Origin of the sequence: Psychroflexus sediminis (genome assembly GCF_900099815.1) — a bacterium.
GTDB lineage: Bacteria > Bacteroidota > Bacteroidia > Flavobacteriales > Flavobacteriaceae > Psychroflexus > Psychroflexus sediminis.
Genome location: NZ_FNCW01000011.1, coordinates 53,860 through 67,989 on the forward strand (window position 1 = coordinate 53,860; position 14,130 = coordinate 67,989).

17 protein-coding genes are annotated in these 14,130 nt (G+C 37.9%); 13 read left to right on the forward strand and 4 right to left on the reverse strand.

From position 1 onward, the window contains the following. Positions 1–19 precede the first annotated feature (19 nt). From BLP81_RS10940 to aat, 7 genes are all read left to right on the forward strand, one after another. The gene (locus BLP81_RS10940) at positions 20–667 is read left to right on the forward strand and encodes a hypothetical protein (RefSeq protein WP_093368588.1); all 648 of its coding nucleotides are present in this window, start codon (positions 20–22) and stop codon (positions 665–667) included. Then, positions 667–1,464 (forward strand): DUF3822 family protein, encoded by a 798-nt coding sequence (locus BLP81_RS10945; protein WP_093368591.1) that lies wholly within the window; start codon positions 667–669, stop codon positions 1,462–1,464. Before BLP81_RS10940 ends, BLP81_RS10945 begins: the two co-directional genes overlap by 1 nt. A 3-nt stretch (positions 1,465–1,467) precedes the next feature. Then, the gene (locus tag BLP81_RS10950; protein WP_093368594.1) at positions 1,468–2,010 is read left to right on the forward strand and encodes an RsmD family RNA methyltransferase; all 543 of its coding nucleotides are present in this window, start codon (positions 1,468–1,470) and stop codon (positions 2,008–2,010) included. Between the two features lie 78 nt (positions 2,011–2,088). Next, positions 2,089–2,961 (forward strand): flavin reductase family protein, encoded by an 873-nt coding sequence (locus BLP81_RS10955; protein WP_093368596.1) that lies wholly within the window; start codon positions 2,089–2,091, stop codon positions 2,959–2,961. 2 nt (positions 2,962–2,963) lie between these two features. Further along, complete coding sequence (locus BLP81_RS10960; RefSeq protein ID WP_093368599.1) at positions 2,964–3,338, forward strand: DUF3127 domain-containing protein; 375 nt, start codon at positions 2,964–2,966, stop codon at positions 3,336–3,338. Between the two features lie 87 nt (positions 3,339–3,425). Beyond that, complete coding sequence (locus BLP81_RS10965) at positions 3,426–4,805, forward strand: short-chain fatty acid transporter (RefSeq protein WP_093368713.1); 1,380 nt, start codon at positions 3,426–3,428, stop codon at positions 4,803–4,805. Between the two features lie 3 nt (positions 4,806–4,808). Beyond that, entirely contained in the window at positions 4,809–5,456 is a 648-nt protein-coding gene (gene aat / locus BLP81_RS10970; protein ID WP_093368602.1) for a leucyl/phenylalanyl-tRNA--protein transferase, read from the forward strand. Here aat and BLP81_RS10975 read toward each other — a convergent pair. Continuing rightward, positions 5,453–5,803, reverse strand: coding sequence for a tRNA-binding protein (locus BLP81_RS10975; protein ID WP_093368605.1), 351 nt, complete (start codon positions 5,801–5,803; stop codon positions 5,453–5,455). The two genes, aat and BLP81_RS10975, sit on opposite strands and share 4 nt — an antisense overlap. A 121-nt stretch (positions 5,804–5,924) precedes the next feature. Here BLP81_RS10975 and BLP81_RS10980 point away from each other — a divergent pair, with 121 nt between their 5' ends. The 6 genes from BLP81_RS10980 to BLP81_RS11005 all read left to right on the forward strand — a co-directional run bounded on the left by BLP81_RS10980 (position 5,925) and on the right by BLP81_RS11005 (position 11,028). Next, positions 5,925–7,025 (forward strand): alkene reductase, encoded by a 1,101-nt coding sequence (locus BLP81_RS10980; protein ID WP_093368608.1) that lies wholly within the window; start codon positions 5,925–5,927, stop codon positions 7,023–7,025. 78 nt (positions 7,026–7,103) lie between these two features. Continuing rightward, positions 7,104–7,742 carry a flavin reductase family protein gene (locus BLP81_RS10985; protein WP_093368716.1) on the forward strand — a complete coding sequence of 213 codons (639 nt, stop codon included), beginning with the start codon at positions 7,104–7,106 and terminating at the stop codon, positions 7,740–7,742. After that, positions 7,742–7,879 (forward strand): DUF2256 domain-containing protein, encoded by a 138-nt coding sequence (locus tag BLP81_RS10990; protein WP_093368611.1) that lies wholly within the window; start codon positions 7,742–7,744, stop codon positions 7,877–7,879. The genes BLP81_RS10985 and BLP81_RS10990 overlap by 1 nt, the downstream gene beginning before the upstream one ends. After that, the gene (locus tag BLP81_RS10995; RefSeq protein WP_093368614.1) at positions 7,858–9,168 is read left to right on the forward strand and encodes a DASH family cryptochrome; all 1,311 of its coding nucleotides are present in this window, start codon (positions 7,858–7,860) and stop codon (positions 9,166–9,168) included. The genes BLP81_RS10990 and BLP81_RS10995 overlap by 22 nt, the downstream gene beginning before the upstream one ends. A gap of 42 nt (positions 9,169–9,210) precedes the next feature. Then, positions 9,211–10,749 (forward strand): cryptochrome/photolyase family protein, encoded by a 1,539-nt coding sequence (locus BLP81_RS11000; protein ID WP_093368617.1) that lies wholly within the window; start codon positions 9,211–9,213, stop codon positions 10,747–10,749. Positions 10,750–10,773: 24 nt separating this feature from the next. Beyond that, positions 10,774–11,028, forward strand: a complete 255-nt coding sequence (locus BLP81_RS11005) for a hypothetical protein (protein ID WP_317039078.1) — start codon at positions 10,774–10,776, stop codon at positions 11,026–11,028. A 54-nt stretch (positions 11,029–11,082) separates the two neighbouring features. Here BLP81_RS11005 and pyrF read toward each other — a convergent pair whose 3' ends face one another. From pyrF to BLP81_RS11020, 3 genes are all read right to left on the reverse strand, one after another. Beyond that, positions 11,083–11,895, reverse strand: coding sequence for an orotidine-5'-phosphate decarboxylase (gene pyrF / locus BLP81_RS11010; protein ID WP_093368623.1), 813 nt, complete (start codon positions 11,893–11,895; stop codon positions 11,083–11,085). A gap of 6 nt (positions 11,896–11,901) precedes the next feature. Beyond that, on the reverse strand, positions 11,902–12,978 hold the full coding sequence (prfA, locus tag BLP81_RS11015; RefSeq protein ID WP_093368630.1) for a peptide chain release factor 1: 1,077 nt from the start codon (positions 12,976–12,978) through the stop codon (positions 11,902–11,904). Positions 12,979–13,067: 89 nt separating this feature from the next. Continuing rightward, positions 13,068–14,126 (reverse strand): DUF3078 domain-containing protein, encoded by a 1,059-nt coding sequence (locus BLP81_RS11020; protein ID WP_093368634.1) that lies wholly within the window; start codon positions 14,124–14,126, stop codon positions 13,068–13,070. Between the last annotated feature and the right edge of the window lie 4 nt (positions 14,127–14,130).

The window sequence follows — 14,130 nt, forward strand, 5'->3', positions numbered from 1 at the left end:
AAACTCTTAATTATAAGTTATGAAGATAGTATTACAGATTGTACTTTGGGTTGTCATCGGTGTTTTAGGCTATTATGTATATAATGCTGTTTATGGACCTGTAGAGTTTAACAAGATTAAAGACAAACGTTTCGTAGATGTTGTTGAGAAAATGAAAGACATTCGTGAAGCTCAATTAGCCCATGAAGAAATTATAGGCAATTATGAGGATAGTTTTGAGGATCTCATAAAATTCATTGACACTGCCCAATATGTTATCACGCAAAGAAAAGATACCACTTTCCTTGATGAAGAATACAGAAGAATCTACGGAGTCGACAAATATATTGAAGATGTGGTGATCGATACCTTAGGCTTTGCATCCGTTAGAGATTCTATTTTTGATGAGTCTGAAGATTACAGCGATTTGATGTATATTCCTCATACAGATAATAAAAAGTTTGAAATGAAAGCCGGCTATCTTGAAGAAGATGGGAAAAAGATCCCTGTTTTTGAAGTCAGAGCTCCAAAAGATTTTATCTTATCAGATCTTAATCAGGATCTTGTCATGCAGGAAAAACAAATCAAATCTGTGGACGGTGTAGATGGTCCTGCAATAACTGTAGGCTCCATGAATCAAGTCAACACCAGTGGAAACTGGCCTAAAAACTTTGGTAAAACTAAATGATGAGTGTAAGCTCAACATATCCTATACACAGATTATCCATCTTCATTTTACAAGATGGATTTTCTTTTTTATTCACAGACGCTCTTCATTCACCCCTTGCTTTTGAAAACTTCAATCTCGACGGCTCTCATTCAACTGCAAAACTCCTGAAGTTATTAAAAACACAGATTACTTCAGACTTCGTAGACACTAAAAAGGTAGGAACTCTAGAAGTTATTTATGCCAATCCACAATTCAGTATTGTTCCTCAGGCTTATTTTGAAGAATCTCATCTGCCTCATTACCTAAAATACAGCTCCAAGCTCATTGAAGGCGACGATTTTTCCTATGACGAGATCTTGTCTATTCAAGCCAACACGGTTTATATCCCGTATGTAAACATCAATAATTATCTTTTTGACGTTTTTGGAAGTTTCAAGTTTACTCACGTTTTTACAGGCTTAATTGAGAAAGCTTACAAAAAAAGTCTGTCTTACAAAGAGTACGTAAGAATTCATGTAAGTCGTCATCATATTTATTTTGCAGCTTTCAGAAATCAAAAAATGCTTTTGGCCAATGCCTTTGCTTTTGAAACCGCTGAAGATTTCGCCTATTATGTCCTGTTTACCATTAATGAATTAAATCTGAACCGCGAAGAAGTCAGCATTGAGTTTACAGGAGCCTTTAAGAATACCGAAGAAAATCCAGCTCTAAACATTCTTTATACCTATCTAAAACATCTTTCATTTTCCAATGCAGATGCTTTACCTCAATTTGAAAATCAAGAAGGGTTTCAAGAGCATTTTAATTTATTATAATCTATGAGAATTGTATCCGGACGTCTTAAAGGAAGACGATTAATCGCCCCCAAAAAACTTCCTGTAAGACCAACAACCGACATGGCTAAGGAAGCGCTTTTCAATATTTTAAACAACAGAATTCGCTTTCAAGAGCTTGAAGTCATTGACTTGTTTGCAGGAATCGGAAGTATTTCTTTTGAATTTATCTCCAGAGGAACGCAACGTGTCACTGCGGTTGACGCTAATATCGACTGCATTAAATTCTTGACCAAAACCTCAGAGGAGCTGGATCTGGACCTGGATATCATTAAAAGTGACGTCTTTGAGTTTTTAGAAAAAACAACACTCAAAGCAGATCTGATTTTTGCAGACCCTCCTTATGATTTACCTACTGAAGAATTTGAAAAAATTGAAAACATCATAAGAGAGCGTTCGCTTTTAAATGAAGAAGGGGTTTTGATCATTGAGCATTCAAAACACACCAGTCTTCAACATATAAACACCTATTCAGAACAAAGAAAGTACGGAAATTCTGTGTTTAGTTTTTTTAAAACTCAATCTTAATCCTCTATATCTTTTAAGGGAAATCATTTCTGAAAAGAATTTTAGAAACAGATTAATTACCTTTGTAAAAATTTGAATATGAAAAGCTTTTTGCCATCGGAATTAGAAACCAAAAACCTCTACGGGATGCTTTCTGGCTCTATTGGTCCACGGCCTATTGCTTTGGTGAGCACAGTAGATCAAAATGGAGCACCAAATCTTTCGCCTTACAGCTTTTTTAACGTGTTCAGTGCGCATCCTCCTATTTTGGTTTTTTCACCCGTAAGACGAGTGAGAGACAATTCTGTAAAACACACTTTAGAAAATGCCATGCAAACGAAGGAGATTGTGATCAATGTAGTGAACTGGGATATGGTGCAGCAAGTTTCTCTTTCCAGTACTGAATATGAACAAGGTATCAATGAATTTGAAAAATCTGGTTTTACAATGTTAGCGTCCGATCTGGTAAAACCCCCAAGAGTGAAAGAATCTCCAGTTCAATATGAATGTAAAGTGAAAGATACAATTGCTTTAGGCGAAGAGGGGGGTGCAGGAAATTTGGTCATTGCAGAAGTGGTTAAACTTCATATTCGAGAAGATTTGCTGGACGAAGGTTTACATATAGACCAATATAAAATTGATTTGGTAGCAAGAATGGGTGGTAACTGGTACTCTAGAGCGAATCAGGGGATGTTTGAAGTAGAAAAACCCATTTTGAAGCAGGGAATCGGTGTTGATCAGTTGCCAAAATCAATTCGCCTGAGTTCTATCTTAACAGGAAATGATCTTGGTAAGCTTGGAAACCTGGAAGAATTACCACACCAGTCTTCCGTTCAAAATTTTATTTCCGAACATCATTTAGTAGATTTTATAGAAGAGAATACAGATGAGCAGATTCATCTCATCGCTCAGGAATATATAGAAAAAAACGAGCTTGAAAAAGCTTTACACATTTTACTCGCAAAACAATAATTATGGAAGTACAAGGAAAAATTAAAGTCTTAGGAGAAACCAAAGAATTTGGTAGTAATGGTTTTAGAAAAAGAGAAATGGTTGTGACTACCGAAGAGCAATATCCACAACACATTTTAATTGAATTTGTTCAAGATAAAACCAACTTGCTAGATAATTTTAATGTTGGTCAAAATGTAAAAGTCGGTATTAACTTAAGAGGTCGCGAATGGGTAAGCCCGCAGGGAGAAACCAAGTATTTCAACTCTTTGAATGGCTGGAGAATTGAAAATGTAGATCAAAATAGCGCTGCTGGAGCACCACCTGTTCCGCCATCAGATCAATTTGAACCTGTACAGGATTTGAACGATGACGATGAAGATGATTTACCATTTTAAATAAATCCTTTCGAAAAAATTCAAGCTCTAGAAATATTTCTAGAGCTTTTTTTATTTTTACACCTCATATTTTAAACTTTGGATAAGTTGATAGCGAAATTAGAACTCTTTTTTGCCAAATTCCTGCCCTCTCCTTTTACACTCAGTATTTTGCTCAGCCTTATCACTCTCATTTTAGCTAGTCTATTTGGTGATTACCCGGGTAAAGCCAATCCAATCGTTTCTACATTTCAAGCCTGGGAATCTGGTTTATGGAATCAAGAATTGTTGGTTTTTGGTTATCAAATGATGCTGATACTGGTGCTTGGGCACGTACTTGTCTTGAGCTCTCCCGTCAATAAACTTCTTGAATTTATTACCAAAGGTGCTGTGGACACTAAGAATGCAGTTGTTCTCGTAAGTGTCAGCACGATGTTTATGGGTTTTTTCAATTGGGGCCTGGGCTTAATCTTTGGAGCTATACTAGCCAGGAAGATTGGCGAGAAATCGGCAAGAGAAAACCTGAACATCAACTATCCCCTCATCGGAGCTTTGGGATATTCCGGAATGATGATCTGGCACGGTGGTATTTCCGGATCAGCTCCCTTAAAAGCAGCTGAAAAGGGTCACTTGCATTCACTTATGAGAAGTATCCCTCCGGGATTGCCCTCAGAAATTTCTACTTCTGAAACAATTTTCAGTTTAAGCAATCTTATCATTTTTGGAATAATTCTTTTAGTGGTTCCTCTCATTTTTAGAAGCATTAAGCGGAAATCATCTTCAAATCTTGAGGCCTCAAGGTTTTTAAGCTTCGATCATTTAAAACACGCCGGGTCTCTTAATCGGATAGAATCCAAAGGAGAATCAATTCATCCTTTGGAAAAGAATAATATATTAACCCTCATTTTTGGGGGTTTGATTACGCTATGCTTTTTTGTTGTTTATGGTGAAAACCTTCTCCAGTTGAACATAACCCCTAACCTGCTCAACTTTCTGATGCTGGGCTTGGGAATTTTATTTCATAAATCCATATCACACTATCTGGCTTCATTGGCAAAAGCGATCAAAGGCGCTTCGGGTATTTTAATTCAATTCCCTTTGTATTTTGGCATTATAGGAGTGATGAAAGAAAGTGGACTGGCAGTGAGTTTTGCCCAGTTTTTTGTAAACATTTCAACCGAAGCAAGCCTGCCCATTTTTACGTTTATAAGCTCTGGTATTGTCAATATTTTTGTACCTAGCGGCGGCGGACAGTGGGCTATACAAGGCCCTATCGTTTTGGAATCGGCTTCTAAGCTGGGTGTGCCCATTCCTAAAATCATTATGGCGTTAAGCTATGGAGATCAGGTTACCAATATGCTTCAGCCATTTTGGGCCTTACCACTTCTTGCTATAACCAAGTTAAAGGCAAGTGATATTTTTCCATTCACTTTTTTATTATTTATCATTGGCAGTATAATATTCATCACTGGTTTACTTATTTTTTAATACATGTATAAACTGACAAAAGACATCATATTTCCACATCCCAAATTTGCAGATGAAAAGGGTTTACTGGCCTTTGGGGGTGACCTAAGCTTGGAACGCCTGAAAGTTGCCTATGAAAACGGAATATTCCCCTGGTATGAAGAAGGACAGCCCATACTTTGGTGGAGCCCAGACCCCAGAATGGTTTTATTCCCTGAAAACCTAAAGATATCTAAATCCATGAAAAAGCTTTTTAAGGAAAAAGCTTTTAAAGTTACCTATAATGAGGATTTTGAATACGTGATTCGGCAATGTGCCAACATCAATAGAGAACGACAGGACGGGACCTGGATTACTGAAGATATGATTGAAAGTTATATCAAATTACATGAGGCAGGACTGGCGAAATCTGTTGAAGTCTGGAAAGACGACAAAATTGTTGGCGGTCTTTACGGGATATTGTTGAAAGATAAAAATGCATTCTGTGGTGAAAGCATGTTTACCCAAGTCGATAATGCTTCAAAATACGGATTCATTACTCTGGTCAAAAATATGGCGAAGAACGGCATCAGTCTTATCGATTGTCAGGTGTATACCAAACACCTTGAAAGCCTTGGGGCAGAGGAAATCAGCAGGCATAATTTTTTGACTCTTCTGCATTCTAAAGTTTAAGAAATCCGGGTTCCATTTTCGACCCTATGGTCCGGCGATAGCAGAGAAGTTCCTAAACCACCATCTACAGCGGCCAATACCAGACACTCACTCATCATCGTAGCGATTTGTTTGGGAGGAAAATTGAGCACAGCAATAACCTGTTTACCGATCAGTTCTTCTGCCTTATAAAGTTTTGTGATTTGAGCGGATGAACGCCTGATGCCAAACTCACCAAAGTCAATGTCAAGCTTCAGGGCAGGATTTCTGGCTTCCTTGAAAATTTCAGCTTTTAAAATTGTTCCTACCCTCATCTCAACCTTTTGAAAATCAGACCAGGTCAACTTGTGTTCAGAGGTATTCTTCATAAATATTTGGTTTAAGTATAAGTTTTATTTATAGCGAAATCAGTACAAGTTACTTTGTTTTATAATTGCCTTAACGAACAGGGATTTAATAAATATTAAGTTTACAAAAAAAAATGCAACTATGAGTAAGCAAGCATTATTAAAACCTATTCAAATAGGTGATATGGAATTGAAAAACAGAGTGATTATGGCTCCAATGACGAGAAATAGAGCCAATAACGAATATAATATGCCTACAGATCTTCACGCCAAATACTACAAGCAGAGGGCAAGTGCCGGCCTGATTATCAGTGAGGGATCTCAGATTTCATCTCAGGCTATAGGTTACATTTATACCCCTGGAATCTACAAGCCGGAACAAATTGAAGGTTGGAAAAAAGTTACCGAGGCTGTTCATGAGGAAAACGGTAAAATTTTCATTCAGTTATGGCATGTGGGCAGAATATCTCATCCAGATTTCCATGATGGAGAAAAACCTGTTGCGCCTAGTGCTTTGAATCCAAATACTCAAGCATATACCCATGAGGGTTTTAAAGATACTGTCGAACCAAGAGCAATGACAACAGATGAAGTAAAGCGAACGGTTCAGGACTTTAAAAAAGCGGCTAAAAATGCGGTAGATGCTGGCTTTGATGGTATTGAGATTCATTCGTCCAACGGCTACTTGCTTCATCAGTTCTTCAACAGAACATCCAACCAGCGGTCAGATCAATATGGAGGGTCCATTGAAAACAGAGCCAGAATTCTGTTTGAAATTCTTGATGCGGTTAAAGTGTTTTTTCCAGAAAATAAAATTGGCGTCCGGTTGAATCCGTCGCTGCACGGCATTTTTGGAATGGAAGCCGATGAAGAAACCATTCCAACGTTTGAGTATATCGTCAAAAAACTAAATGACTATAATTTAGCCTATTTACATTTATCCGAACCCTTTAACGATGTAAGTGATAAAGATTTTTTGGTCTCTAACATCGCTGAACATTTCAGACCTCTATATACTGGAAATCTGATGATCAATGCAGGATTCGATCAGGAAAGCGGGAATAAAGTGATTGAAGAAGGAAATGCTGATATGGTTTCTTATGCCAAACTATTTATTTCCAATCCCGATTTACCAGTCAGGTTTGAAAAAAATGCCGAATTACAGGACTGGGATGAAGATACTTTTTACGTTCCTGGAAAAGAAGGTTATACGGATTATCCGAAATTAGAGGATAAAAAATAAGTATACTTTGTTTATTAATTAACAATAAATAATTAAACAATATTTAATTTTATGCTGATTAATCATCAGCCTATTTTTATGACTCATTTTTCGAAACAAGACATCCTTAATTTACCAGGTTTAGAGCGCATGCACCTCATTAATTCGTGTGGTGGTTTAAAGTCGGCTAATCTCATCGGTACAATTTCTGAAGCGGGTGTGAGTAATCTCGCTGTATTCAATTCTGTTATTCATCTTGGCAGCAATCCTCCCATGCTAAGTTTTATGCTCAGACCTACCACAGTAGAGCGTCATTCTTACACTAATTTTAAAAAAAACAGTCACTTTACCGTGAATCATATCCACTCGGATTTTGTAAATAAAGCGCACCAGACCTCGGCAAAATATGATGAAGAAGTTTCAGAGTTTAAAGAAGTTGGATTCACTGAAGAATTCATAGCAGATTGTAAAGCGCCTTTCGTCAAAGAGTCTAAAATCAAAATGGGCTGTAAATACATCAACGAATATTACATCGAAGAACATGCCTGTCGGTTAATCATTGGAGAAATTCAGCACTTAGTTGTCGAGGAAGGAATTATGGATCAAGATGGGTTTTTGGATTTAACCAGGGCCGGTTCAGCCGGAATTATAGGGCTGGATGGCTACGTTAAAACTGAACTCATCGAGAGGTACGCCTACGCCAGACCAAATCAGGAACTAAAACCTCTAAAACCCTAATGGCACATAAGAAAGTTCATTTACCCGAAAAGGTATGCGCCACCTGTGGCCTGGCATTCACCTGGAGAAAAAAATGGGAAAAAAACTGGGATAACATCAAATATTGTAGCGAAAAATGCAGAAGAAACAAGACCTAAATATCGTATGGTTTAGAAATGACCTGCGTACAAAAGATCAAAAATCATTATATGAAGCCTGTCAGCAACCGGAACCTGTTCTCGGTGTCTACTGCTTTGACCCCAAGCAGTATGAAACCACCAAATACGGTTTCAAAAAAACAGAGAAATACAGAGCTAAATTTCTCATAGAAATGGTTTCACAGCTTTCGGATAACCTAAAAAGTTTAAACATCAGTTTACAGGTAGAACAGGATGCACCGGCAGGGGTATTTGAAAAATTATCAGAAAAATATAATATTAAGAATGTTTTTTTTCAGGCAGAATGGACCGAGGAAGAAAAGCAGGTAGAAAATGCGGTCAAATCGGTATTGAAAGACACTCAGTTTGCAGAGCAGTACAACCAGTTTTTATTTCATCCCGAAGATGTGCCTTATGATGACTTTAGCCAGGTTCCAGAGGTGTATACCGATTTCAGGAAAAAATGCGAAAAACAGTGTGAGGTAAGAGACGAAATTCCTGTTCCGGAAGCACTTACCCGGGAAAACTTACAGCATGTGAACACCAAAATACCAGGCCTGGCCGATCTGGGTCTGGAAGACTTTGAGACAGATGAACGTTCTGCTTTTCCTTTTCAGGGAGGCGAAGACGCTGCCTGGAAGCGATTAAAATATTATTTTTGGGAGACCAAAAAGTTGCAGTTTTACAAGAAAACAAGAAATGGACTGCTCGGTACAGACTATAGTTCTAAGTTTTCGGCATGGCTTGCCAATGGCAGCATATCTGCTGTATCTATCTATCATGAAGTCAAGAAATTTGAGAAGGAAGTCAAAAAAAATCAGGATACCTACTGGCTGATATTTGAGCTGATTTGGAGGGACTATTTTAAATACATTTCGCTCAAACACGGAAATAAAATCTTTCAGCTTGGTGGAATTTCAAACAAGGAATACGACTGGGGAAATAGTGAAAAAGCCTTCAAACAGTGGATTAACGGAAACACTCCAGAGTCTTTTGTCAATGCCAATATGATCGAAATACGAGAGACAGGTTTTATGAGCAATCGGGGCAGGCAGAACGTGAACAGCTACTGGGCCAAGGAGTGGAAACAGGACTGGAGAATCGGTGCGGCGTATTTCGAAGCCATGCTTATTGATTATGATGTCCACAGCAACTGGGGCAACTGGATGTATAACTCTGGTGTTGGCAACGACCCGAGAGATCGGAAATTCAACATAAAAAAACAGGCAGAGCGCTACGATACCAACGGAAAATTTCAGCGTACCTGGTTGCAGGAAAGTTTATTTTAGAGGTTAGAGGTTACAAAAAATAGTTATTCAAAAATTCAGGTTATGAAAAAGACTTTACGATTCATACTGGGCGATCAGCTTAATCACAAGCATTCCTGGTTTCAGGAAAAAAACGAAGATGTCATTTATTTCATGGCAGAAACGCTACAGGAAACCAGTTATGTCAAACACCATATACAAAAAGTAGTTGCCTATTTTCTGTCCATGAGAAATTTTGCCAAAGAACTTCAAAAGGACGGGCATCAGGTCATTTATTATCAAATCGACGATCAAAATAATGAACAGGATCTGCCCTCCAACCTCAACAAGATCATTGAGCAGGAACATATAGAACATTTTGAATACCTATTCCCGGATGAATACCGTCTGGATATCAAATTAAAAACCTTTTGCAATAAGCTGGAGATTACCAGTGAAGCTTATGACACCGAACATTTCTATACCCAAAGAGAAGACATTGAAAAATTTTTTGAAGGGAAGAAAGAAATGACGATGGAGTATTTCTACAGAGATATGCGAAAAAAACAGGGGATCATGATGCTGGATGATAAAAAACCAGAGGGTGGAAAATGGAATTATGACAAAAGCAATCGCAAAAAATGGACCGGGAAACCAGAAGTTCCTGAGGCTAAAACATTCGACAAAAATATAGAAGAGGTCTTAAAGCAAATAAAAGCCATGGATATAAAGACTATGGGGAGAATTGATCAAGACCACTTCCCCTGGCCAACTTCGAGAGAAGAATGCCTTGAGGTCTTAGATTATTTTTGTAAAAATCTTCTGATTCATTTTGGAGATTATGAGGATGCCTTGCATACCGACCAGAAATTTTTATTTCACTCCAGACTCTCTTTTGCAATGAACAGCAAAATGTTATCACCTAAAGAAGTCCTCGAAACTACCTTAGACTATTACTATGAACATAAAGAGGATATCGATATTTCTCAAATCGAAGGTTTTGTGAGACAAATCTTAGGCTGGAGAGAGTTTATGAGAGGAATTTACTGGAAAGAGATGCCTGGTTATAAATCCAAAAATGAACTTGGAAATACCAATAAACTTCCAGAGTTCTACTGGACAGGAGAAACCGATATGAACTGCCTGAAATATGCGGTAAATCAAAGCCTGGATGAGGCCTACGCACATCATATTCAGCGGCTCATGATTATAGGGAATTTTGCCTTGCTGACGATGACAGACCCCGACGAAGTAGACGCCTGGTATTTGGGTGTTTATATAGATGCTATAGAATGGGCCGAACTGACCAACACCAGAGGTATGAGCCAGTTTGCAGATGGAGGCATTGTAGCAACCAAACCTTATGTCTCCAGCGGGAGTTATATCAATAAGATGGGGAACTACTGCAAATCCTGTAAATATTCAGTCAGTAAAAAAGAGGGGGAGGATGCCTGTCCTTTCAATAATTTATACTGGAATTTTCTACATGAAAAACAGGAACATTTCAAGAATAATCAAAGAATGAATATGATGATGAGCCTTCTTAAAAAGATGAACAAAGACACCCTGAATAAGCATATAAATCGCTCAAAAGAAATTATAAATAATCCAGACAATTTTTAAAATATTTCATAAAATTATATACTTTTGGCACTTAAACAAAATCAAAACAAAATGAAAAAATCAATTTTATCAATCACTATGGCTGCTTTACTTGGATTAGGAGTAATAAGCTGTAGAGAGGAAAAAACCGAAGCTGAAAAAGCTGGTGAAGCGGTTGAAGAATCTATGGAAGAAACTGGCGATGCAATGGAAGATGCAGCTGATGAGACTGGTGATGCTATGGAAGAAGCTGCTGAAGAAACTGAAGAAGCTGCTGAAGAGACTAAAGAAGAAATGTAGTCAAACTAAATTTACCTTTTTAAAAAGCTTATATATCGTGATGTATAAGCTTTTTTAGTTAATGTATTTTGACATCGCACTTTGTAAATCTAGTGCTTTTTGTCCTGCCTTTTCTGCAAAATCTTCTTGATGTGAAGCATAAATAATGCCTCTAGACGAATTGATGAGCAATCCATAATCCCCAGTTAGTCCAAATTTACAAACCTCTTCTAAGGATCCGCCCTGAGCACCAACTCCCGGAATAAGCAAAAAACTATCTGGCAACAGCTTTCTTACGGTTTTAAGATAATCTGCCTTGGTCGCTCCAACGACATACATGAGCTGCCGGCTGTTTTTCCAGGTTTGAGAGGTTCTAAGCACTTTTTCGAATAAAAAATCAGAATCAGATTTTAAAAATTGGAAATCTTCAGCACCTGAGTTCGAAGTCAATCCAAGCAGTATGGTATGTTTGTCTTCAAACTCTAAAAAAGGCTCAACCGAATCTTTCCCCATATAAGGAGCCACCGTAATGGAATCAAAATTTAAATCTTCGAAAAAGGCTTTGGCATACATCGCAGAGGTATTCCCGATATCCCCGCGTTTAGCATCTGCAATGGTAAACTGATCTGGATACTCATCGTTGATGTAATCTATAGTGCGTTTTAAAGCCTTCCAACCTTTTACTCCGTAGGCTTCATAAAATGCGATGTTAGGTTTATAGGCTATGCAATACGCTTGTGTGGCGTCAATAATCGCTTTATTAAATTCAAAGATGGGATCATCAAGAACGAGAAGATGTTTGGGGATTTTATCCAAATCTACATCCAGGCCAATACAAAGCATGGATTTTTTAGTTTTAATCTGTTGGATGAGCTTTTGAATATCCATAAGGCTCTATAAATCGTCTGAAATATTCTTAAGCTTCTCGGTATTATCGACAAGTTTCAACTCATTAATAATTTTTTCAATATCCCCGTTGATGATGTTGTCCAAATCGTAAAGGGTAAGGTTTATTCTATGATCGGTTACCCTGCTCTGGGCATAATTATAGGTTCTGATTTTTGCGCTTCTATCTCCGCTAGTAACCATAGACCCACGCTTTTCCGCATCTTCTGCCTGCTTTTTGGCAAGTTCCATTTCGTAAAGTCTGGAACGCAAGACTCTAAAGGCTTTCTCTTTATTCTTATGCTGAGATTTTTGATCCTGACACTGAGCTACAATTCCCGTAGGTTCGTGGGTAAGTCTTACAGCAGAATAGGTAGTATTAACCGACTGACCTCCAGGACCTGAAGAACAGAAATAATCGATGCGAACATCTTTAGGGTTGACTTCAATATCGAACTCTTCAGCTTCGGGAAATACCATAACCGTTGCAGCGCTGGTGTGCACACGGCCCTGAGTTTCGGTTTGCGGAACGCGCTGTACCCGGTGAACTCCAGCTTCATACTTTAAAGTTCCGTAAACATCTTCACCGGAAACTTCAAACTGGATCTCTTTATAACCTCCATTGGTTCCTTCGCTATAATCCACAACATCTACTTTCCAGCCTTTAGCTTCGCTGTATTTAGACAACATTCTGAAAATATCCCCTGCAAAAATACTGGCCTCATCTCCTCCTGCTCCTGCTCTTACTTCCACCACTGCATTCTTCGCATCCTCGGGATCTTTAGGAATCAGCATCATCCTTATCTTCTCTTCAAGCTTAGGCAGTTCATCCTTGGCCTCATCGTATTGGAGCTTTGCCATTTCTACCATTTCGGGATCAGATTCACCGGAAATGATTTCCTCTGCTTCTTCAAGATTATTTTTCAATTCTACATAAGACTCTCGCTCATCCATGATGGCTTTGAGGTCTTTATACTCTTTAGAAAGTTCTATATATCGTTTTTGATCCGACATAATATCGGGTTGAATGATCAAATCACTAACCTCATCGAATCGTTGTTTTATGAAATTTAATTTATCTAGCATATGAATTTAATGTGATGCAAATTTAAGTGAATTATAGCGAATTATGGAATGGATAGCAAGCTTATTACGCCGTGAAAATGAAGATGGTTTTACAAGTCTAAAACTATACCGACACCGAGTTGCTGCTTAAGTTGTATTCTGGACCCCGCTTCTACAAGAGTGCCGTCTGCTGCCTCTTCTTTGATCTTAATATCATCATCATACCTGATGTGGGCACCAAGACTCGCTCTCATGAAATTATTGATCTTAAAATCGAAAACCAGTTCCCAATCCACATCTATGTTTCCGAAGTTATTGATGTAATCGGTATATAAAGTCAATCGGCTGGAAAGCACAGTACTGTCAAAAAGCTTTTGTTTAAACTCATTGGTCACTAAAATTCCCAGTTCATTTCTCGAGGTTTTACCTTCTCTTATAATATTCCCTTGTTCATCTCTAAGCGCTGCCTGGACACCAAAAGCTCCCTGATTGGCCAGACGCTGGTTCAAAACAAAGGTCGATTTTTGAGTCAGGGGAGACAGATAAAGTTCAAATTCCTCATTAGGTTCAACAAACTTAGCCCCCACACCTAAAAACACATAACCCGGAGCCATAAATTCTGATATAGAAGTCTCTATATCTGGATAATTATATCCTCTGGCAACTTGTGTTTTAAATCTAAATTTCCCTGAATAAAACCATTTGGAGTTTTTAGATACCTCATATCCAAAAGATGAAGTAAGTTCTAAATCATCTTCAGTTTTTCTTAATTCTTGACCTTCTTGCTGGTTAATCCCATACCTGAATAAAAATTGATTATCCCATCTAAAACCATCGTTTTTATATATTCTGCCTATATTCATTCCATAAAGACCAGATATAGAATTAGATCCACCCGCATTCCAATTCAAAAATGCAACTTCACTCAGATCCAGAGTAAACTTATTTATCTTTTCCCAAAAACTTGTCCTTCCAGTTGTTGGAACCAGTTCATTAAATTCAAATTGGTAAAAATCGACAATGTCAAAGCTTGTGCTTATTAAGGGCATTGCTCCTATAGGATAAATTTGATCCCCGATAGGCTCAACTTTTTGAATTTCACCAAAGGATTGTGCATTTACCTGGACAGTAAATCCCAAAATTAATATGCTGGTTAAAAGCTTTTTCATCAAA